We start from the raw sequence: 22,888 nt of genomic DNA, 5'->3' as shown, positions 1-22,888 counted from the left end.
GTGTTTTAATATTAGAAGCTGACATTTACACCGAAGTTGATTGAAGAAGACAGAGGATAGTTCATCATACGGTTATCCTGTCCGGCGGTTTTCTCCGGGTCCAGCTTCAAGTCTTTCTTCAGATAAGAATCACAGAATGTGAAGATGTTATACGCATTGACGTACACACGCAGATGCTCCAAACCGACATGGGTGATCCAGCGTTGCGGCAGGGTATAACCTACTTCTATACTCTTCAGGCGGAGATAGCTTCCATCCACCGTATTCCGGTCTGTCTCCTGTGCGTTGTTACCCATCGGGTTGTAGTTGGCTACACGGGCAGAGGGGAATCTTCCCGGAATCCATGCACTGTTCGCATCGAACGGGTCTTCCCTGTGCCATCTGTCATACAGGTAAGCGGATGAGTTACCTTCCCAAGGGGCATAATTACGTAAGTTGTCGGGTATCTGGATAGAATAGCATGAGGCTCCCTGGAACAAAGCCATAAAGTCGAACCATTTCCATCCGGCAGTCAGCGTGATACCATAGTTCAGAGCCGGCATATTCAGACCATAGAATTTGGGCTTCAAGTCATTGCCATCGATATAACCGTCGCCATTCACGTCTTTCAGATAATAGTCGCCCGGCAGAATCATAGTGTTACCTCTGTCTCCGCTTTGTACGGGTGCATTATAAATCTGGTCGTAGTTCTGGAACTGGCCTGCGGTGGTATATCCCCAGCCGATGCCGTTCCACCGGCCTTCAGTAGCCGCTCTCCATACATCCCAACTGCTTTCGTATTCACCATGTATCTGGCGGGTCATCTTGCTACGGGCGAAGTTGAAGTTTCCCTGTACACCATACGAAACCTCTCCAATCTTATTCCGATGTCCAAGAGTAAATTCAATACCTTCCGTACGGTCGGCATTCAGATTCTCCTCGGGAAGGGAAGCACCGAAGGTATTGGTCAGCTGACTGCCTCTGGTAGCCAGCAGGCCGTCGCGGTCGCGGCGATAAACATCGAATGTAAAGTCCAGCAAGCCATCCCACAAGGTTACGTCCATACCAAGGTCATAGGTGCGCGTCGTAATCCAGGTAAGGTTCTTGTTGATAAGTGCCGGAGTGAGGACTCCATTGGTCTGTACACCGTCAACAAATTCATATCCCTTCGAGCCCATCGTGAAGCCTTCGATAAATTGGAATTCATTACCTGCGTCGATACCGGTTTCTCCATAGGAAGCTCTTAACTTAAGATTGCTGACAAACGGTATATTATCTTTGATAAAAGACTCTTCAGACAGTCTCCAACCGGCACTTACTACCGGGAAGAAGCCCCAGCGTTTGCCCGGTGCATAACGGTAGGAACCATTGTAACGGAAAGCTCCTTCCAGCAAATACTTACTTTTATAATCGTAGTTCAGACGTCCCAAATAAGAGATATTAGCCGTTTCGCCATAACTGCCTGAATTCTGGATATTGCTTTGGGAACCCAAGTCCAGAATCGGTTTGGAATAAATCTCATATTCACGGGTAGCAGACATATTATCATTCCAACCGTGGTTCATCTCGTATGTAGCCATCAAAGAGATATTATGGTCTTGTGCAATAGTAGTGCTGTAGGATAACTGAGCCTGAATATTAAGGTTGTTACCATTATTCACACTCACGTACAAACTACTCGGATCATTGATCGTTTTTGATACATCATACGCACCGCTCTGTGAATTATAGCTGTAAAGTTGGTAAAGCTTTCTTTCGTGTGACGTACGGCTATCATTAGCATCATAAGAAGCCATCAGCTTAGCTTTCAAGCCTTTTACCCAAGGGACATCATAGGTCAATGATGCGGATGACTGCAAACTGCGTCCTCTGCTCGTATTCAGACCTGTCAAGTCACCATTCATTCCAGCCACCGGGTTATCCAGGAAAGGATAAGCTGCATTGTAATATTCGGAATTATTATTAGCATACACTCCCGACGTCGGTCGCATCAATGTTGACTTGAACAACAAGTCGAAGATTCCCTGAATGGGAGCATGCGTCATATCATATCTTCCGGACACGTTGACTTCTGCCTTGAGGTACTTGGACAACTGGGCTGTAAAGTTACTGCGCATGGTGTATCTCTCGTAGTTGAAGTCGCCTCCTCTTGTCAAGTCACCATCGTGGGCGTAACCGAAGCTGGCATAATAGGTCATCTTATCACTACCGCCTTCTACTGAAAGGGTATGTTGCTGGCTGCCTGCACTATTTTTGAACACCGCATCCAGCCAGTCCGTACTTTCGTAACCGGCACCTCCTGCTTGCCATTTGGCAAGTTCCTCCGGAGTGATATTAGGTCCCGTACCGGCATTCATTGAAAGCTCGTTAGAGATTTCCGTGTATTGCGCAGCATTCATAACCTTCATCATAGAAGTCGGGAAGATAGCCGTAAACGAACCGTTATAATTGAAACGTGCCTTTCCTTTTCTTCCTTTCTTTGTGGTAATGATTACCACACCATTGGCGGCATTCATACCATAGATAGCTGCAGCACCGTCTTTAAGAACAGAGATGTTTTCAATGTCTTCCGGATTCATACGCTGAAACTCAGATCCACCGTCACCACTGTCACGGACTACTCCGTCAATAACATACAACGGACTGCCAAAGCCACGTATCTGTACCATGGAGCTGAATGAACCCGGCTGACCGTCCTGCTGGCGGATTTGCACACCGGCAATCTTTCCTTGCAGGCTCTGTGCAACACTGGTACTTTTGGTGCTCAGCACCTTTTCACCACTAAGAGTAGAGATGGCTCCTGTCAGCGTTTGCTTTTTCTGGGTACCGTATCCCACAACTACGACTTCGCCCAAAACAGCTTCATCCTCTTTCAGTATCACTCTAATAGGATTTTCACTCCCTACCTTGATCTCCTGAGTCTGGAAACCGATATAAGATATCTGAAGAACAGCATTCTTCTCCAGGTTTTGCAATACAAACTCACCGGACAGGTCTGCCACAGCATTCTTATTATTAGCTCCTTTCACCACAACAGTTGCACCAACCAACGGATTGCCTTCCTGGTCAATCACTTGCCCTTTAAATTGTGCATGTTGTGCATATGCCATTGTAGTACACAATAACATGATGCACCCTAACAGGGTACGTGCTAAATGATTCATGTGTTTTATCATATTAACAAAAGATTTTAACTATACAATTACATAAAAATTCTCTGGATATTGCGTATCCAACTTTGCAGTGGATACGGTGTGGGGTCTCATTTCATCTTCTCTCTTAACATAGGCATTCTATTTTAGGGTTAACATTCTTATTTTATTGTTACGTAACGAAAGTCTTGTTTATCCGCCTGCGGAAGCACAGGGGCTTCCAGGCGGTTGTCGATAATACGGTCCCAATACGAACTCAAATCCAATATCTTTCCCTCTTCAACTACAAATTCTTTAATTTCAATTTGTCTCTTTTCGCAGGAAGGAAGTCCGGCAGGTTCCGATATCACTTTATTGAAGGAGATTCGTTCCTTACCATACTTCTTCGTAATTCTGAAAGTGATGGACTTCGTTTGAGGATCGGCAGTCAGCACTCCCCAGAAGTTCGGATAGAACAGAGGGATATTGACTGCCTCGTCATCGGTTACAACAGGAGCAAGACGCAATTCCTTCCGGGGAATATTGACACCGGCACCAGCCAGCACGTCGGTAGAGAACCAAGTTACCGGAGCCGTCATATAGGTTATATCACTGGGATTCCATAAGTTCTGTGTCCATGTCCAGCCTTTGCGCAAGTGCACCAGCTGGATATGCTTCATGATGTCCATAGCATCGTCGTAGAATCCGGCCTGCATACCGGCCAGGGCTGTATAGCTTTCCAAGTAGAAAGGCCAGCATTGTGAACCTCTGTTATCGATACCCCGGTTCAGATTAATATCCCACACCTTGTTGGCATAATAATCGGGAGACTTGGAAAGAGATATTTTGCACTGGGATACAATGGATGCTTTCACAATATCCATCGGGTAAACATCTCCCCATCCACAATAGCGGCTCAGGAACTGACCTGCCAACTGACCGGTAAACAACACATTATCCAGCCTTTTGGAACCATCCGGTTCACAACCATAAGCAAAGAAACGTCCGTTCCACAATTTCTGAATAGCTTCTTTCTGTGAGGTGGCAAACTGCTGCTGCGCCTGTTCTACAATTGTTTTGTCTCCAACCGCTTCTCCTACAGCTTCATAAGCTTTCAGCGTAGCCAGCCATACACCTGCATAATAAGAATACAAGGGAGGATGAGAAAAATCGTCATAAGTAGTGGGGCCGACAGGAATCGTACTACCCGCAGGCATGCGGCCATACAGAAACTTCATGGCACGCTTAATGCCCGTCAGGTGTTTCTTCAGATACTCGGTATCGCCGGTCTGCTCATAATCCTTCACGAGTTGGATAATCCAACCGGAAGCATTGTCCAGCATCCACCCCTTCTCGGTCGGTACACGTCCGCCGATAGTGCCCATACCTACATAGTAATGTCCGATAAAGTGGAGTATATATCCTTCCGGGTCCATAGCATCTGCAAAAATATCCATCTCCGAACGGTCCAGTTGGGTAAAGAATTTCTGATAGAAGGGATGTGAACTCAGACGTTGGTCCATTGTTCCGGCAAAGCCACCCATAGCTCCTTCGTTGACCATGACATCACCTCCTTTGGTAAGCACCATATTGGTATAAATGACGTATCCGCTATTGATCAATTTGAATTTATACCAATCCGGAAGGGTACTTTCAAGAACCGGCTTCTGCCATTCCGTAGTTTGCCGGGCTATTCTTGCTCTGTTGGAGGCAGCATAGCTCAACATAGCATCCATGGTCTTGAAATAATTATGATAGTACTTATTATAATCGGCTCCACACGGCCAGTAGCTACCTATCGGAGCAACTGCCGCATCAATATGAAGTTCGGGAGCATACCAAGCAAGCATAAAACGGATTGTTTTCTTTTGTCCGGCTTTTAGCTGTGTCTTAACAGCCAGTACGGATGCGGAAGAGGACTGTGACTGCTCTGTCAACACCTCCTTAGCAGGCAGCAAAGTAAATTCCCCGTTTGTTCGGAACTGTTCCCATGCATCGGAATTGGCAGAGCAGGAAGGAAGATAAGATACGTTCTTTTCACCTTCTACTGCAACCACAACCTGGTTCACATAATTCTGGAAAGTCAGCTTACGAGGTTGCAGACTGCCCGCAGCATATTGTATCAGCCCTTTCAGGGTTTCCAACTGATAGGGTTCCACATAAGTTTTAGCCTTTTCGCGCAAGGGCCAGTTTTCTCCATTATTTATATTAGCTCTTCCTTCGCTCAATAACTGACCGTTATCAAACCCGTCCAAACTTCTCGGGTCACTGAACAGTCCGATGAAATCTTCCCAAGAGAAAGCCAGTGCAGCCTCCATATCTTCCTGAGATAACAGATCGACCTCAAACCATACTACCGGCAAAGAAGAATCCTTCACATTGTGCGGCACCAACCCTGAATAGGCACGGATAACGGGCGCCACCTTCAGATTATTATTTTCATAACTCAGCTCCGCCGTGGGAAACAAACCTTTATATTGAGTATGTTCCACCCCTTTCATTCCATACAGAGTACGGTGGTCTCTGACCAGGCGGACAGCTTCCTGTTCGTCGCCCTTACGTGTCCACAAAGAAAAGAAAGAATATTCCGAGCGCTTTATAGGAGTATGGATATTGTTTATTCCTATTCTGGTGAACTTGCCACTCGGGGCAAAATTAATATTACCTACCCCGATACCTCCCAATGGCACTCCACTTGTGTCTTCATGGTCTTTTAATGAAAGGTAGTCATAATTGGTTTCTCCACCTAACACTCCACTTTGAAGGTTGAACTTTGTGTTAGCCTCGTCGACACCATAATTGTTTTGATTTTCTTCCTGCCCGTGTAAAGCAAATACTCCTGCGAGGCAAAAAGCTAAAGAAACAAAGGTTCTTTTACTCATACATGTGTTTTTTAAGATTAATAATAGAAGTTATGAATCTGTTCTACTTTCGTTATCGCTACGAAAGCAAAAATAGATGCTGATAGATTACAATAGCGATTACATCAGGGTTAATCGGAGGTTAATTCTAAGAGTTATTTCATTAATTACCTGGTTAATCAAGCAATTTCATGCTCTATGACATAAAAAAGTGAGCATAAAAAAAGGTCTCAAAGATAGAGACCTGCAATTGAAGGTAATCCGCCCTGCCTTTTCAATTATTGAAAGTTCATCCTTAAATCATTGTGAATAATATCAGAGTAAGAATGCGGATAGTTATTCCCCATGCTTTTACTATATTCTGCAATATATAAATAGTATTTCTTCATGGCCTGATCCTCTTTCTTTAGTTTATGATAAGCATTCAGCAAATACCATAAAGCTGTATCACTTAAAGAATCGAACCTCAACCAAATCTCTGCCGATTGAACCACCTGCTCGTACGCACCTTTGGTGTACAGGTTGTTCAGTTCGATCATCAATATTTTGTGCAGCTCATATTCCTGTTCACTCTTAAAGCTGTCGAACATGGATTCATCAACTGACTTCAGAAATTTCCCACGTGATAATATTTCTATTAAGGATTGACTGACTTCCTGCGATGCGTCACTTTGCCTGATTTTATCTATCTGTTCAAGGTATTTCTGGTAATCACAGTAAAAGTTCTCCGACAGTTTGATAGAATAGCGGCTATTAGTATACACCAGTTCAATGCCTTCCAGGTCATCCAATATCTTTCTCAATCTATTTATCGTAACGCCTTTCAGGTTCTTGGCACTGCTTAGTTCTTTCTCAGGCCATAACAACCCGTAGATGTAGGTCGAAGTAATACCTTCTTTATTTCCTATACCGTTTAAAAAAGTAAGCAGGAATAACTGTTTTATTTTGGCACTGAACAGATGGGTTATGTCTCTTCCCTTCTTATCAAGCATTGTGAATTCACCAAACAAGTACAACGCATTGGCCTGTGATGCACTTTTATCTTTAGCTTGAATATGCACACCCTCAAGATCGGATATTGTTTCGGGAATCTGCCGCCCTGCTTTCTTCTTTCTCAGATAAATCACCACAGCTATAATCAACACCAATACTATAACAACAGTTACAAGAACAACCCCTACAGGAAATGTCTCTTTTGCAGAATATAACAACAGCGCATTCTCGGCAATAGCCGGTGCTGCCAAAGAATAAAACCGGGTAACAGAAGACTCACCGCCATGCTCGTCAAACTCTTGCGTGCAACAATAGAACTCCTTCGTTTTATTGTTATAGTAAAGGTTGGCATTCGATAAAATAGCTTTCGATTCCATCGGAATGGAATTGCCCAGCACCTCATAAGAATCATCTTCTAAAGAAAACTTATATAGCTGCAGGTGAGAAGAAGCCTCCTGCATAGGATAGCACAATGTATAGAAAGCCGTCTTGTCGTCGGATAAGAGAAGGTTTCTCACCGGAACAATCTGAGTTCCATGATATGAAAAATCTCGTACTTTCTGTATAGTCGAATCTCTCAGGCTTATTTTATAAAGATCATAATAATATATCTTTCCGAGACTCTGGTCTCCGCTATTATTGCCGGTTCCTCCAAACAACAGCAACTCATCAGAGTTCAAAGCCCCCATAGAAGAGAAAAAACGGGGAGCAACAAAATCTCCTTTCAGATTAACCGTATTCCACGCTTTCCGGTTCAAATCATACACTTCCAAAGTATTGGTGTACTTGCGAGAACCAAAGCCTCCAAAAATGTAAAACTTGTTTTGAATCGTATCCAGATAGGAAGAATGATGATGCCGCTGTGAAGACAAGAATTTATCATCGACCTTCTCTACCTCTCCCGTAAGCACATTCAGAGAGCAGATGGTGCAGGAGTCCAGATGGTTGTCCACTTCATAGATATAGGCAGAATGAGTATCAGGATGATAGAAGTTTGTGCCCAAATACATCTTCATCGGAAGAGGCCGGTGTACGTCACCTTCCCAAATATTCCGGCGTATATCCAAAGTATAAAGAGAGTCTTTATTGAAATAGACAAAATTATCAGATCGGGAATCATAATTATAGCCAGCTGTAGTTTCGGACACTTGCTCGTGAAGCAAATTCCAATAATAAGATTTATTAATCAACCAGATAGGGTTAATTGCTTTTCCACGTACTTTTCCCTGCTTATCGTGTACAGAGGTACCGGTACTTTCATTTAAGGGAAACTCTATTTCCTGGGTAGCATCCGAAATGACTAAGTTCCGAATGGCAAAAGAAGGAATTTCTTCGGAAAACTTACTGCTGCCGAACATGATGGAAGGCGTCATCTCTCCAGGCATGCCCAGCCCTCCTGATTTATATTGCCGCCGGTCAATAGCGAGGCATACCGAATCTGCTTTAAGGAAAAATGATATTTTCACGGGTATCCAGCGCCGGGCACCAAGAGTCTTGTTATGTAAGGTATCTACTATTATACATTCTTTAGCCTCTATATTGAACTTCAGATAACTCCGCTCATCATTATCATAAGAGAATACGAAACTATAGATATCGCTCTTCTCAGTTTTCAAATCTTTTAAACGGAAAATATACCCGAAAGAACCGTAATCCTGAATTGCCAGGTCGTATGAAATAGAGAAGTCTCCTTTAAAGGTCAGAGGATTTTCATCAAATACAGAATAGCTTGTCTTTTGTATGGTTTCAGATTCAAACGTATTGAACTCGATCCCTTGCGCATTGCCTCGCAAGCAAAAAAAACAAAGTAATATTATGAAAAATCCTATTCTTACTCTCATTTTCCTGTCATGTAGTAGTCTATTTATTAATCAGACAAATATAGAATAAAAGAACCGGACTTATGGAAGATAAGCCCGGTTTTAACAAAAATGTATTTTAACTCTTTAGTTCGCCATCTCGGAAATGAACTTAATGCGCACCAAACGGACTTCTTCTTCTGTAAAGTCGTCTCCCAACTCATCCAGCGCATCATCAATCTTATCGGTAGTAGACTCCTTGAAGTAATCGTAGATATCGAGCAGATGATCTTCGTCCATGATGTCCTCCAGGAAATAGTCGATGTTTAACTTAGTTCCGGAATAAACGATAGCCTCTATTTCGTCCAACAGTTCCTCAAACTCGATACCTTTAGACAAAGCGATATCATCCAATGCAACTTTGCGGTCGATAGCCTGGATAATAGCTACTTTCATCTTAGATTTGTTGGCTACAGTACGTACACGCAAGTCCTCCGGACGTTCAATCTCATTTTCCTCGCAATGACGCTTGATGAGTTTACAGAATTCTTCTCCGTAACGCTTCGCCTTGCCGGCGCCTACACCCGGAATATTCTGCAATTCATCCAATGTCACCGGATAAATAGTTGCCATCGCTTCCAAAGAAGGATCCTGGAAGATGACATAAGGAGGAACTTCCAACTTCTTGGATAGCTTTTTACGCAAATCCTTCAGCATAGAATAGAGTGCCGGGTCTACCGCACAGGCGCCACCGCCGCGTGCCGGTGCTTCCTCTTCCACCTCTTCAAAGTCATTGTCTTCTGTAATCTTGAACGACTTTGGATGCTTGAGGAATTTCTTACCTTCCTCCGTCACTTTCAGCAAACCATAATTTTCGACATCTTTACTCAGATAACCGCCGATAAGAGCTTGACGGATAACAGCATTCCATGTTTTGTCTTCTTCGCCCATACCCGAGCCGAACACTTCGAGGTCTTCGTGCAGATGTGCCTGCACTTCCGAAGTTTCTTTACCTTGTATTATGTCTATAATATAGTCCGCTTTAAAATTCTCTTTCACCGCGAGAATAGCTTCAATCACGGTACACAATAATTCCTGAGCTTCCACTTGTTTTTTGGGGTTTAAACAGTTGTCACAATTACCACAATTCTCTTCTGTATACTCTTCACCGAAATAATGAAGCAATGCTTTTCGGCGACATACAGACGATTCGGCATACGCAGCAGTCTCCAGCAGAAGCTGCTTGCCTATTTCCTGCTCTGCCACAGGTTTGCCTTGCATGAACTTTTCGAGCTTCTGCAAGTCCTTGTTGGTATAGAAAGTAATACACTGTCCTTCTCCTCCATCTCTTCCGGCACGTCCGGTCTCCTGATAATATCCTTCCAGACTCTTGGGGATATCATAATGGATCACATAACGTACGTCAGGCTTGTCGATACCCATACCGAAAGCAATGGTAGCCACAATCACATCAATTTTTTCCATCAGGAAGTCATCTTGGTTTTGTGTACGTGTGGCAGAATCCATACCGGCATGATAAGCGCGGGCATTGATGCCGTTTGCCTGCAGGATTTCAGCAAGTTCCTCCACTTTCTTCCGGCTCAGGCAATAGATGATGCCTGATTTCTCGGGATTGTTCTTGATGAACTTGATGATATCCTTATCTACGTTAGTTGTTTTAGGGCGTACCTCATAATAGAGGTTCGGACGGTTGAATGACGACTTGAACACCTGCGCATCCACCATACCCAGGTTCTTCTGGATATCATGCTGTACCTTAGGCGTAGCAGTCGCAGTCAACGCTATCAACGGAGCTTTTCCAATTTCATTGATAATAGGACGGATACGGCGATATTCCGGACGGAAGTCATGCCCCCACTCAGAGATACAGTGGGCTTCGTCTACGGCATAGAAAGAGATCTTTACCGTCTTCAGAAATTCCACGTTCTCCTCTTTCGTCAACGATTCCGGAGCTACATAAAGTAACTTCGTTTTACCACTGATGATATCGGACCTGACCTGATCTATCGCACCTTTATTCAAGGAAGAATTGATGAAATGAGCTATTCCATCTTCCTCACTGAAGTTACGCATCGCGTCGACCTGGTTCTTCATCAAAGCAATCAGAGGAGAGATTACAATAGCCGTGCCTTCCATCATTAAAGAAGGTAACTGGTAGCATAAGGACTTACCTCCACCAGTAGGCATCAACACGAAAGTATCGTTACCTGCCAACAGATTCTGTATGATTGCTTCCTGATTTCCTTTAAAAGTGTCGAACCCGAAGTATTTCTTCAGCTGGTCTGTCAAATTAGTCTTCTTCCCTGCCATGATTCATTAGGTTGTTGTTTATTGAGTTAACTTTAAATAGTTGCCCTTCGGTATATCTTCGAATGAAGAGCTCTAACAAAGTTATAAACAACTTCTTAAATTTCAAGCATAATCCGCCGAATATTTTCAATAAAAAACAAAAAAGTCGGTTTCACTCTGTATTACCATCTGATTTTAAGCACTTTGTAGTCTTGCCATATTTGCTTTTTCAAGTTGGCGTTTTGCGTAATCCAGTGTCACCACAAAGCTATCTTTGTGTTCGGACGGGATTTCGAACATAACATCCATCATGATTGTCTCCACAATAGAGCGTAAACCACGGGCACCCAACTTGTATTCAATCGCTTTATCAACGATATATTCAAATACAGCATCTTCAAAAGTAAGCTTCACATGATCCATTTCAAACAGCTTGATGTATTGCTTGATAATAGAGTTCTTCGGCTCCGTGAGAATAGCACGCAGTGCTGCGCGGTCCAAAGGATTCAAATAGGTCAATACCGGAAGACGGCCGATGATTTCGGGTATCAGTCCGAATGCCTTCAAATCCTGAGGAGCAATGTATTGCATCATATTATTCTTATCGATAACAGCCGTATTGCGTACAGCGCTATATCCCACCACATGGGTGTTCAGGCGTTGGGCAATCTTCTTCTCGATGCCATCAAAAGCACCGCCGCAAATGAACAGAATATTCTTGGTATTTACCGGAATCATCTTCTGGTCAGGGTGCTTACGTCCACCTTGTGGCGGAACGTTTACCACTGAACCTTCCAGAAGTTTCAGCAATCCTTGCTGTACACCTTCACCGCTCACATCACGGGTGATAGACGGATTATCGCTCTTACGGGCAATCTTGTCTATTTCGTCAATGAACACAATACCTTGTTCGGCTTCGGGTACATTGTAATCTGCCACCTGCAACAGACGGGTCAGAATACTCTCAATATCCTCACCCACGTAACCGGCTTCGGTCAACACCGTTGCATCTACAATCGTAAAAGGTACATGCAGCAGTTTGGCGATGGTACGTGCCAGCAACGTCTTACCCGTACCTGTACTACCTACCATAATAATATTGGATTTTTCAATTTCCACATCATCTCCACCGTCTTTCTGGAGCAGACGCTTATAATGGTTGTACACCGATACCGACAAGAAACGTTTGGCGTCATCCTGACCAATGACATACTGATCAAGAAAATCCTTAATCTCTACGGGTTTAGGAAGTTCTTCCAGATTCAGCTTCGTGGCACCGCCCTTTTTGTTCGCCCCCAAGGCCTCTTGAGTAATCTCATAGGCCTGGGTAGCACAACTATCACAGATGTAACCGTTCATCCCCGTAATGAGGAAACCGACTTCATCTTCAGAGCGTCCGCAGAAACTGCATCTGTTTTTATTCTTTCTTGAATCTGCCATATTTATTTTTTAATCAACACTTCATCTACCATACCATATTCTTTGGCTTCCTGAGCCGTCATCCAATAGTCACGGTCTGAATCAGCCCATACCTTGTCGAAAGGAGTATGAGAATGGTCGGCGATAATAGTATAAAGTTCTTTCTTCAACTTCTGGATTTCACGTGCTGTAATCTCAATATCCGAAGCTTGTCCCTGCGCACCACCCATCGGCTGGTGTATCATCACGCGGGAGTGGGTCAATGCAGAGCGCTTGCCTTCGGCACCTGCTACCAGCAACACAGCTGCCATACTGGCCGCCATACCCGTACAGATAGTGGCTACATCACTGCTGATGAACTGCATGGTATCGTAAATACCCAGGCCGGCATATACCGAACCGCCCGGCGAGTTGATATAGATAGAGATATCCTTACCCGGATCTACCGAATCCAGATAAAGCAACTGCGCCTGCAATGTATTGGCAGTATAGTCGTCTATCTGCGTACCGAGGAAGATGATGCGGTCCATCATCAGGCGGGAGAATACGTCCAACTGTGTAACGTTGAGCTGACGCTCTTCAAGGATATAGGGATTCAAATAACCGGCTTGTGACTTAATCACATCGTCCAGCACCAAGCTGTTCATACCTAAATGCTTGGTGGCGTATTTTCTAAATTCATCCATTTTCTTGCTGTTTTTAAATTTAATATAGTTGCAAAGAAACGAAAAAGAACACAGAGACACAAAAAAACACAGAGTTATAGTTTGTCAAACTCTGTGTTTCTTTATAAAATTTAGCCGCAGGCTGGCAAAGTCTTATGCAAACATCTTGTTAAACTCTTCCATTGAAACTGTCTTATTGTCCAGTTTCACCTGAGCCTTCAGTGCTGTGGCCAATCTGGCTTCAACAACACGGTTTACCAAGCCTTCGATGCTTTCTTTCTTCTTCAGCATTTCTTTGGAATAGTTTTCCAGAATTTCATCGGGTACGCTCATCATACCATATTGTGCAAACTGTGCACGGGTAGCTTCTTTAGCCATATTGGTGATATCTTCCTGTTCAACCTTGATATCGTTAGCTTTCACCAACTGTTCTTTAATCAGGTGCCAGGTCAGTTCTTCGATGCTCTTGTCGTAATTGTCTTCTACGAACTTTTCATCCTTATCGGGGTTGTTCAGACGCATGATGCGCTTCAGCAGTGCATCCGGGAATTCCAGCTTACCTACTTTCTCCATCAACACCTTACGTGCATCGATCAGGAACTTATAGTCGCTGTCGGCAACAAACTGAGCGGCAATAGCTTCTTTCACTTTGGCACGGAATTCTTCTTCGGTCTTCACTACACCTTCACCAAATACCTGGTCAAAGATTTCCTGAGTCAAGTCGCCGGGTACGAAGCGGGTAACCTCTTCTACCTGGAAGCTGAAATTAGATTTCATATTTGCAACAGCCTCTTTCTCAATCTTCAGCAAAGAAGACAGTTCGGCATCGTTTCCATCCCAAGCAGTGTACGGGTTGAATACGAGTACATCATTCACCTTTGCACCGGCAAAGATAGCCTTCTGTTCGTCATTCTTCATGTAAGACGGCATCATAACGGCACCTTCCACCTGAACGCCGCCTTCTTTTGTATTACCCTCTTCATCGAGTTCGGCAAGCAAACCTTTCAGCATGTCGTTATCTTCGTAAACATCCACCTGATCGTACTTACCATTGCGTTGAGTATAAGCTTTGATCTGGTTGTTCACCATATCTTCCGTTACCTCAATCGTATAGTAGTCTACTTTATCTTTGTCACTGACCTCAGCCTTGAATTCAGGAGCCAGAGCAATGTCGAACAAGAATTCGAATTCTTCCATTGTATCGAAGTCGATTTCCTGCTGCTTGTCTTCGTTCGGCAGAGGTTCGCCCAGTATTTCAACTTTGTTGTCTTGGATATACTTATATACTGCATCGGAAAGCAGCTTGTTAACTTCTTCGGCTATTACTGACTTACCATACATTTTCTTAACCAGGCTCATCGGCACCATACCTTTACGGAAACCGGGGATCTGAGCTTTCTGACGGAAATTTTTCAATGATTTGTCTACCTTTTCCTGATAGTCTGCTTTCTCAAGCTTTACAGTAAGCAATGCGCTTACCTTGTCAATGTTTTGCAATGAAACGTTCATTCTGACAATTATTTATTTGATTTATACTTTATTCCATATCTCAAATGAGGGTGCAAAATTAGCGTTATTCTTTCAATTATCAAAAAACATTGCCGAATTATTTCCCTGCATCCTACAAATACAACACATAACCTGACAGAATCAAACCGGATTCTGTCATCAGTTGAAAAACAAATAGTAATTATTTAAAGACCTTGAGCCCATATTCGAAAGAAAAATGAAAAAATAATTGCTGAAAAACATTGTTAATCGGAATATTATATGTTTCTTTGCTGCGGAATGATGGTGCATTAGTTTCTCGATTTCTATTACATAGTTTTTACTTCCGTTCAAAAAACGTTTTTGTAAACTCTCTGTCGTTTTAATCCTTTTATTATTCAGCCCACCTTCCAAGAGAGTTTTATTCATTTATTTATTTTATCATTTTTCATTATGAACATTTATGTTGGAAACCTTAACTACCGCGTTAAGGAAGGTGACCTGCAGAAGGTCATGGAAGATTACGGTGCAGTATCTTCTATCAAATTTATCAATGATCGCGCAACCGGACGTTTCAGAGGCATCGCTTTTGTAGAAATGGAAGACGGCGCTGCTGCAGCCAAAGCTATTTCTGAACTGGATGGAGCCGAATTCTTCGGACGCCAAATGGTAGTGAAAGAAGCAAGACCTCCGAAATACTAATTATAAAGGAGAATGAAAAAAAGACCGCCAAAAGCGGTCTTTTTTTATTATAGGAATGGCTGAACGAAAGAGCCACTATTTCATAAAGTCTTTCCGACGAAGTACGAAGCTATTACTCAAGTATTTTTCACGCACAATCTTGTTTTCGGCCAGCTCTTCCGGAGTACCCTGGAAAAGGATTTTACCTTCAAACAATAAGTAGGCACGGTCGGTAATGCTCAATGTTTCCTGTACATTATGGTCGGTAATCAAAATGCCGATATTACGGTCCTTCAGCTTCCACACAATCTGCTGAATGTCTTCTACGGCAATAGGGTCGACTCCGGCAAAAGGTTCATCAAGCATAATAAACTTAGGGTCGATGGCAAGACAGCGGGCAATCTCCGTACGACGGCGCTCACCACCGGACAACTGGTTACCTTTATTCTTTCGCACCTTCTGCAAACGAAATTCAGCAATCAAGCTTTCCAGTTTCTCCTTCTGATACTCCAAAGGTTTATCAGTCATTTCAAGCACAGATGTAATGTTATCTTCCACACTCATCTGGCGGAACACGGATGCTTCCTGTGCCAAATAGCCAATACCCGTCTGCGCACGCTTATACACCGGATATTTCGTAATATCCAGGTCATTCAAGAAGATGCGGCCCTCATTCGGAGTAATCAGCCCCACGGTCATATAGAACGAGGTTGTCTTACCGGCACCGTTCGGTCCCAGCAACCCTACAATCTCACCTTGCTTCACATCAATGGAAACATGGCTCACCACCGTACGCTTACCGTACTTTTTAACCAAATCTTCCGTGCGAAGCACCATTCTGCTTTCTTCCATACTTGCGTTATTTTGCCGCAAATGTAGCAAAAATAAGCTGAAATGATGTACATTTGCACACAAATACTTATGAGTTATGATTAAAGCATTCAGAACAGTGGGAAGATATATCATACTGATGGGCCGTGTATTTGCCCGTCCCGAACGTATGCGTATGTTTTTCCGCCAATATGTCAACGAGTTAGAACAGCTCGGTGTAAATTCTATCGGCATCGTATTGTTGATATCGTTCTTCATCGGAGCCGTAATCACCATACAGATCAAGTTGAACATCGAAAGTCCTTTCATGCCCCGTTGGACAGTGGGATATGTTACCCGCGAAATTATGCTGCTGGAGTTCTCATCCTCTATCATGTGTCTGATTCTTGCGGGAAAAGTCGGTTCCAACATTGCTTCCGAGCTAGGCACCATGCGGGTAACCCAGCAGATAGATGCACTTGAAATCATGGGAGTCAATTCTGCCAATTACTTGATTCTACCTAAAATTGCAGCTATGGTGACAACCATTCCGCTGATGGTAACGTTCAGTATATTTGCCGGCATCATTGGTGCTTTCTGTACCTGCTGGTTTGGCGGTATCATGTCGGCTGTCGATTTGGAATACGGTCTGCAATACATGTTTGTGGAATGGTTCATTTGGTGCGGTATCATCAAGTCCCTGTTCTTTGCCTTCATCATTGCCAGCGTATCGGCCTTCTTCGGCTATACGGTCGAGGGTGGGTCCATCGAAGTAGGAAAAGCATCCACCGACTCCGTAGTATGCAGCAGCGTACTTATCTTGTTTGCCGACTTGATACTGACGCAGTTGCTGATGGGATAAGGAGAAATTTCAAAATTCTCAATTTTCAATTCTTAATTAAACAAAGAATGATCGAACTGAAAGGACTTTATAAGTCATTTGAAGAAAAAGAGGTACTGAAAGATATTAATGCCACTTTCGAAAATGGGAAAACCAATCTAATCATAGGTCAGAGTGGTTCAGGAAAGACTGTACTGATGAAGTGCATCGTAGGGCTGCTAACGCCGGACAGAGGAGAACTGCTATACGACAGCCGTAACTTTCTTGCCATGAGTAAAAAGGAGAAGAAAGCGCTCCGCCGGGAAATGGGAATGATTTTTCAAAGCGCCGCCTTATTCGACTCCATGACAGTACTAGACAATGTCATGTTCCCTTTGAACATGTTCAGCAACGACACTCTGCGCGACCGTACCCGCCGTGCCATGTTCTGTCTGGAACGCGTCAACCTGATTGAAGCCAAAGATAAATTTCCCGGAGAAATCAGCGGCGGTATGCAGAAGCGTGTAGCCATTGCCCGCGCCATTGCCCTGAACCCTCAATACCTGTTTTGCGACGAGCCGAACTCCGGCCTGGACCCCAAAACATCACTTGTCATCGACGAACTGGTGCAGGACATCACCCGAGAGTACAACATGACTACCCTCATCAACACCCACGACATGAACTCCGTAATGGGTATCGGCGAAAAGATTATCTACATTTACGAAGGTTGCAAAGAGTGGGAAGGCAGTAAAGACGATATCTTCACCTCCACCAACGAACGCCTGAACAATTTCGTCTTTGCTTCAGACTTATTCCAAAAGGTAAGAGAAGTAGAGCTTCAAAACATTGAAGGCTAACAGCCTGAAGTCTTCCCTACCCCTATAAAAAGAGACATCCGGAACACACGTTCCAGATGTCTCATCCTCATAAAACCAGTTAATAGAATTGACTTATATCATCACGATATATTTTGATTGTCTTCATTGCTTCATTAAAAGCATGAAGCACAATTTCAATTACATGGCAAAGGTACATAAAACTATGCAATAAAAAAAACCACAGAAAGCTATAATGAACAGAAATTTAGAGGAATTACTCAACAATAACTATTCCCCTCAAAACCCCGTCCAACACCATGCCTAGGGCTGTTTTAGCTTTTGGTTCACTGCTAAATCTTCTACGAAATGTTTAAACATAAAATTCTTGTCTTTTAACATTTAAAGCATTTCCTACATATTTATTCATCTCTTACTTCTGCCTGATATAAATATTAATCGGTGTTCCGGTCAAATTCCATTTCTCGCGCATCTTATTCTCCAGGAAACGTCTGTACGGCTCTTTCACATACTGAGGAAGATTTGCGAAATATACAAACGAAGGTACTTGAGTATTAGGTAACTGCGTGATATATTTTATTTTGATATATTTGCCTTTGATTGAAGGAGGCGGATACGCCTCGATCAGCGGGAGCATTTCCTCGTTCAGACGAGCAGTCGGAATACGTACCATACGGTTCTCGTATACATTACGCGCCTCTTCCAAGACCTTCAAGATACGCTGTTTGGTCGTTGCCGAACCAAAGATAATGGGGAAGTCCACAAACGGGGCAAAACGGTTACGGATGGCATCCTCAAAAGTCTTCATTACTTTCACAGTCTTATCCTGCACCAAATCCCACTTATTCACCACTACTACCAAGCCTTTGGCATTCTTCTGAATCAAAGAGAAGATATTCAAATCCTGGCTCTCCACACCTCGCGTAGCATCAAGCATCAAGATACAAACATCTGAGTTCTCAATGGAACGGATAGAACGGATTACAGAATAATATTCCAAATCCTCATTCACCTTATTCTTCTTACGGATACCCGCAGTATCTACCAAATAGAAGTCAAAGCCGAATTTATTATAGCGGGTATAAATAGAATCACGCGTAGTTCCTGCTATTTCCGTCACAATATTACGGTCCTCTCCAATAAAAGCATTGACGATGGAAGACTTTCCGGCATTCGGGCGTCCTACTACTGCAAAGCGGGGAATATCCTCATCCAAAATCTCATCCGATTCTTTATTGAACTTACTGACAATAAGGTCCATCATATCTCCCGTACCACTACCAGTCACGGCCGAGACACAATAAGGATCGCCCAAGCCCAAACTATAAAATTCAGGGGCATTGTATTGCAACTCATTGTTATCGGTTTTATTGGCAATCAGTAACACCGGCTTATTGGCACGGCGCAATATAGTAGCTACTTGCATGTCGAGGTCGGTAACTCCGTTCATCACATCCACCACAAACAGAATCACGTCAGCTTCTTCTACTGCCATCAGCACCTGCTTGCGGATCTCTTCTTCGAAGATATCGTCGGAATTCACTACCCATCCACCGGTATCCACTACTGAAAACTCACGCCCTAACCATTCGGTCTTGCCGTATTGACGATCGCGGGTTGTTCCCGCTTCTTCGTTCACAATTGCCTGACGTGTTTTGGTCAGACGATTAAATAATGTAGACTTTCCCACATTGGGACGTCCTACGATTGCAACTAAATTTCCCATAGTTCACACTCTTTGTTTTTGCGACTGTCACAGTCGTATGAATAACTCTTAGTCCAGCTGATAACCGAAATTGCGTAATTCCTTGTCCGAACTGCGCCAGTCTTTATCAACCTTCACAAATGTCTCCAGGAAAATCGTCTTCCCGAAGAACTTCTCCAAATCCCGGCGAGCCTCGGTAGCGACTTTCTTCAAAGCCTTTCCCTGCTTGCCTATTATAATACCTTTCTGCGAATCGCGCTCCACGTAAATCACCACGCTGATATGTATCTTCTTCGCTTCTTCCTTAAACTGTTCTACTACCACCTCTACCGAATAAGGTATTTCCTTATCGTAGTACAATAGTATTTTCTCACGGATTATCTCAGTCACAAAGAAACGTGCCGGTTTGTCGGTCCACTGGTCCTTATCAAAATAAGGCGGTGAATCGGGCAAGAGTTCCTTTACCCGTCTCATCACATAATCCACATTAAACCTCGTGGTGGCCGAAATAGGAATAATCTCTGCTTTCGGAAGCAGTTCCTTCCATGCCTCTACCAGTTCCACAAGCTTCTCCTGATTACTCAAATCAATCTTATTGATGAGCAACAGTACCGGAACCTCCATGCGGCTCACTTTCTCTACAAAATCATTATGCTTGTCGGGCGTCTCAACCACATCCGTCACATACAGCAATACATCTGCATCCGTCAGTGCCGAAGTAGAGAAATTCAGCATAGACTCCTGCAACTTATAGTTAGGCTTCAGCACTCCCGGTGTATCCGAGAATACAATCTGCATATCGTCCGTATTATAGATACCCATAATCCGATGACGGGTAGTCTGGGCTTTGAAGGTGGCGATGGAAATACGCTCACCTACCAAAGCATTCATCAATGTCGATTTACCTACATTGGGATTCCCCACGATGTTCACAAAACCTGCTTTATGCATGACTTTAGTATTTGAATTGAGACAAAAAAACGCATCGAATCGAAATAGGATGCGTTTTTATCGTATATTTTCAGCAACAACCGTTACTGCTGTTTCTTTCCGTCGTATCCCCACTTCACGTAAACGGCTCCCCAAGTAAAACCGGCGCCGAATGCCGTAAAGATAAGGTTATCGCCTTTCTTCAGTTTTTCTTCAAAGTCCCAGATACAAAGTGGAAGTGTACCGGCACTTGTATTACCATAATGGTCGATGTTAATCATCACCTTCTCATGAGGAACTCCCAAACGGTTTGCCACTGCATCGATAATGCGGAGGTTTGCCTGATGAGGAACCACCCAGTCGATAGTTTCATTTGTCAAGCCATTCTTTTCAGCAATAGCAGCACTGACATCCGACATGTTGGATACCGCATATTTAAACACCGTACGGCCTTCCTGATAGATGTAATGCATGTGATTGTCTACCGTGAAATAAGAAGGAGGGCAAACAGAACCGCCTGCTTTCATATGCAGGAACGGCAACCCTTTACCGTCTGTTCTCAAGATAGCATCCATAATACCTACATCTTCCGTTGTCGGCTCTAACATGAAAGCGGCAGCACCGTCACCAAAAATAGGACAAGTAGCGCGTTCAGTATAATCCACCATCGACGACATTTTGTCGGCTCCCACAATGATAACCTTCTTATATCTTCCGGAACGTATGAAGTTGGCCGCTGTCTCCATTACATAGAGAAAACCGCAGCAGGCTGCTTGTAAGTCAAAAGCATATGCATTCTTCAGCCGAAGCTTATCACACAAAATGGAAGCAGTAGAGGGGAAATGATAATCAGGAGTAGTAGTAGCGACAATAACCAAATCGATATCATCGGGATCGGAACCGGTACGTTGCATCAATTGCTTTGCAGCCTTACGCGCCATGTACGAACTTCCCAATCCTTCTTCATTCAGGATACGTCTTTCCTTTACTCCGATACGGGTCATAATCCATTCATCATTGGTATCTACCATTTTGGAGATTTCGTCGTTTGTCAAGACGTAATCCGGTACATATCCTCCGACTCCTGTAATTACTGCATTTATTTTTTCCATTAAAATCTTGTTTACGTATAGGAATACTTAAACAACGGTAGTCTAAAAAGGTTTGCTCATTCAATGTACAAATCTTTTCAGACGCCCGATATTTAAGTATAAGTTTTAGTCAAACTGCCTGCAATTTATACAGCTGCTTCCTTTTCAATAGCAAGTTTACCTCTGTAGTAACCACATGCGCCACATACAGTATGATATACATGCCATTCACCGCAATTCGGGCAAATAGCCAGTGTAGGAGCTACTGCTTTATCATGAGTTCTTCTCTTTGCAGTTCTTGTTTTTGACTGTCTTCTCTTAGGATGTGCCATTTTCTTTAATCTTTAATTGTTATCTAATATTTTCTTTAATTCGTCCCAACGCGGATCAACCGGCATTTCGGTTTCTTCATTCATCAGTTCACTTTCTTCCTCCGGAGCAGCAAAGCTATCCTCCGACATTTCATCATCGGGAGTGGTACGCAAATGCTTATTCAGCTTGCTACTCATCGCTTTGTTACACTTACCAGGAGCATGTACATGCTTCATCGGTATGGCCAAAGCAATAAACTCGTACATGAACCAGGCCACGTTAATCTCGCCTTCCTCTTCGGGGATGACAATGAGATTATCACCTTCTTCGGCATATTCATGGCCAAACTTTACCAGCAACTTATCAGTAGAGCTGACAGGCTGTTCCATATCGTCCAAACAACGGTCGCATGGTACCCACACTATACCGTCTGTCTGAAAGTTCAATTCGAAAGCACGAGATGTTCTCTTTACAACTAATACCACATTGACTTTACCCTTCTGAACCTCCGGCCCATCAATATTGGCAAAGAAAAGGTTGTCCAGTACAAACTCATACTTAGATGAATCTGCCTGCATACCTTTCAAGTCTATTTTGTATTTATCAAACTTTCCCAAAGCTTCTTTAGTTTATTCGGGCGACAAAGATACGAATAATTATCCTCATAATGTAGCATTTAGGGTAAAATATTCATTTTTTTATGCTTAATCGCCAGATATTGAACTGTAGCAAAACAAGAAAGCCCCCACATCAATCGATATGGAGGCTTCTCTCTAAAACGGCGACTACCTACTCTCCCACTGTTACGCAGTACCATCGGCGTGACCGGGCTTAACTTCTCTGTTCGGAATGGGAAGAGGTGGAACCCCGGTGCTATAGTCACCTGAATAAGGTAGACATGATGTAAGAACAGTTATAAATTATAAGCTATAACTGAAGTAAAGCTCTTGCTGAACGTATATATCCCCCATACCCGGAAGACAAAAAGTGAACGGGCAATTAGTAATGCTCGGCTATGATGTTACCACCTGTACACCTGCATCCTATCAACGTCA

Annotated in this window: 16 protein-coding genes and 1 rRNA gene; 3 read left to right on the top strand and 14 right to left on the bottom strand. The window is 43.4% G+C overall.

Going from position 1 to position 22,888, the window contains the following annotated elements; translation table 11 throughout:
* Positions 1-11: 11 nt before the first annotated feature.
* The 7 genes from AAE250_RS19235 to tig all read right to left on the bottom strand — a co-directional run bounded on the left by AAE250_RS19235 (position 12) and on the right by tig (position 14,666).
* On the bottom strand, positions 12-3,143 hold the full coding sequence (locus tag AAE250_RS19235; RefSeq protein ID WP_294599320.1) for a SusC/RagA family TonB-linked outer membrane protein: 3,132 nt from the start codon (positions 3,141-3,143) through the stop codon (positions 12-14).
* 149 nt (positions 3,144-3,292) lie between these two features.
* Positions 3,293-5,992, bottom strand: coding sequence for a GH116 family glycosyl-hydrolase (locus AAE250_RS19230; RefSeq protein WP_294599322.1), 2,700 nt, complete (start codon positions 5,990-5,992; stop codon positions 3,293-3,295).
* Between the two features lie 257 nt (positions 5,993-6,249).
* Positions 6,250-8,580: a Kelch repeat-containing protein gene (locus AAE250_RS19225; RefSeq protein WP_294599323.1), complete on the bottom strand. Its 2,331-nt coding sequence runs from the start codon at positions 8,578-8,580 to the stop codon at positions 6,250-6,252.
* A gap of 330 nt (positions 8,581-8,910) precedes the next feature.
* Entirely contained in the window at positions 8,911-11,094 is a 2,184-nt protein-coding gene (gene recQ, locus AAE250_RS19220) for a DNA helicase RecQ (protein ID WP_294599325.1), read from the bottom strand.
* A 174-nt stretch (positions 11,095-11,268) separates the two neighbouring features.
* Positions 11,269-12,513, bottom strand: a complete 1,245-nt coding sequence (gene clpX, locus AAE250_RS19215) for an ATP-dependent Clp protease ATP-binding subunit ClpX (RefSeq protein ID WP_294599327.1) — start codon at positions 12,511-12,513, stop codon at positions 11,269-11,271.
* Between the two features lie 2 nt (positions 12,514-12,515).
* Entirely contained in the window at positions 12,516-13,178 is a 663-nt protein-coding gene (clpP, locus tag AAE250_RS19210) for an ATP-dependent Clp endopeptidase proteolytic subunit ClpP (protein WP_294599329.1), read from the bottom strand.
* Between the two features lie 132 nt (positions 13,179-13,310).
* Complete coding sequence (tig, locus tag AAE250_RS19205) at positions 13,311-14,666, bottom strand: trigger factor (RefSeq protein ID WP_294599332.1); 1,356 nt, start codon at positions 14,664-14,666, stop codon at positions 13,311-13,313.
* Between the two features lie 432 nt (positions 14,667-15,098).
* On the opposite strand from tig, the gene AAE250_RS19200 reads away from it, so the two are divergent.
* A complete protein-coding gene (locus tag AAE250_RS19200; protein WP_294599336.1) occupies positions 15,099-15,347 on the top strand; it encodes an RNA recognition motif domain-containing protein in 249 nt (82 codons plus the stop codon).
* A gap of 75 nt (positions 15,348-15,422) precedes the next feature.
* Here the strand turns inward: AAE250_RS19200 and lptB are convergent, their stop codons facing one another.
* Positions 15,423-16,178 (bottom strand): LPS export ABC transporter ATP-binding protein, encoded by a 756-nt coding sequence (lptB, locus tag AAE250_RS19195; RefSeq protein WP_294599339.1) that lies wholly within the window; start codon positions 16,176-16,178, stop codon positions 15,423-15,425.
* Positions 16,179-16,254: 76 nt separating this feature from the next.
* On the opposite strand from lptB, the gene AAE250_RS19190 reads away from it, so the two are divergent.
* Positions 16,255-16,998: an MlaE family ABC transporter permease gene (locus AAE250_RS19190; RefSeq protein WP_294599343.1), complete on the top strand. Its 744-nt coding sequence runs from the start codon at positions 16,255-16,257 to the stop codon at positions 16,996-16,998.
* A 47-nt stretch (positions 16,999-17,045) separates the two neighbouring features.
* A complete protein-coding gene (locus AAE250_RS19185; RefSeq protein WP_294599347.1) occupies positions 17,046-17,816 on the top strand; it encodes an ABC transporter ATP-binding protein in 771 nt (256 codons plus the stop codon).
* Positions 17,817-18,207: 391 nt separating this feature from the next.
* Here AAE250_RS19185 and der read toward each other — a convergent pair whose 3' ends face one another.
* From der to rrf, 6 genes are all read right to left on the bottom strand, one after another.
* Positions 18,208-19,521, bottom strand: coding sequence for a ribosome biogenesis GTPase Der (gene der, locus AAE250_RS19180; protein ID WP_294599350.1), 1,314 nt, complete (start codon positions 19,519-19,521; stop codon positions 18,208-18,210).
* 48 nt (positions 19,522-19,569) lie between these two features.
* Positions 19,570-20,451, bottom strand: a complete 882-nt coding sequence (era, locus tag AAE250_RS19175; protein WP_294599353.1) for a GTPase Era — start codon at positions 20,449-20,451, stop codon at positions 19,570-19,572.
* An 83-nt stretch (positions 20,452-20,534) separates the two neighbouring features.
* The gene (locus AAE250_RS19170; RefSeq protein WP_294599356.1) at positions 20,535-21,542 is read right to left on the bottom strand and encodes a beta-ketoacyl-ACP synthase III; all 1,008 of its coding nucleotides are present in this window, start codon (positions 21,540-21,542) and stop codon (positions 20,535-20,537) included.
* 125 nt (positions 21,543-21,667) lie between these two features.
* Positions 21,668-21,853 (bottom strand): 50S ribosomal protein L32, encoded by a 186-nt coding sequence (gene rpmF, locus AAE250_RS19165; RefSeq protein WP_002562387.1) that lies wholly within the window; start codon positions 21,851-21,853, stop codon positions 21,668-21,670.
* A 12-nt stretch (positions 21,854-21,865) separates the two neighbouring features.
* Positions 21,866-22,450 carry a YceD family protein gene (locus AAE250_RS19160; protein ID WP_294599358.1) on the bottom strand — a complete coding sequence of 195 codons (585 nt, stop codon included), beginning with the start codon at positions 22,448-22,450 and terminating at the stop codon, positions 21,866-21,868.
* Positions 22,451-22,609: 159 nt separating this feature from the next.
* Positions 22,610-22,720, bottom strand: a 5S ribosomal RNA gene (rrf, locus tag AAE250_RS19155).
* Positions 22,721-22,888: the final 168 nt, after the last annotated feature.

Source organism: Bacteroides sp. GD17 (assembly GCF_038448625.1).
GTDB lineage: Bacteria > Bacteroidota > Bacteroidia > Bacteroidales > Bacteroidaceae > Bacteroides.
Note: the sequence above shows the minus strand (reverse complement) of the source record. Positions and strands in the feature narration are given on the sequence as shown.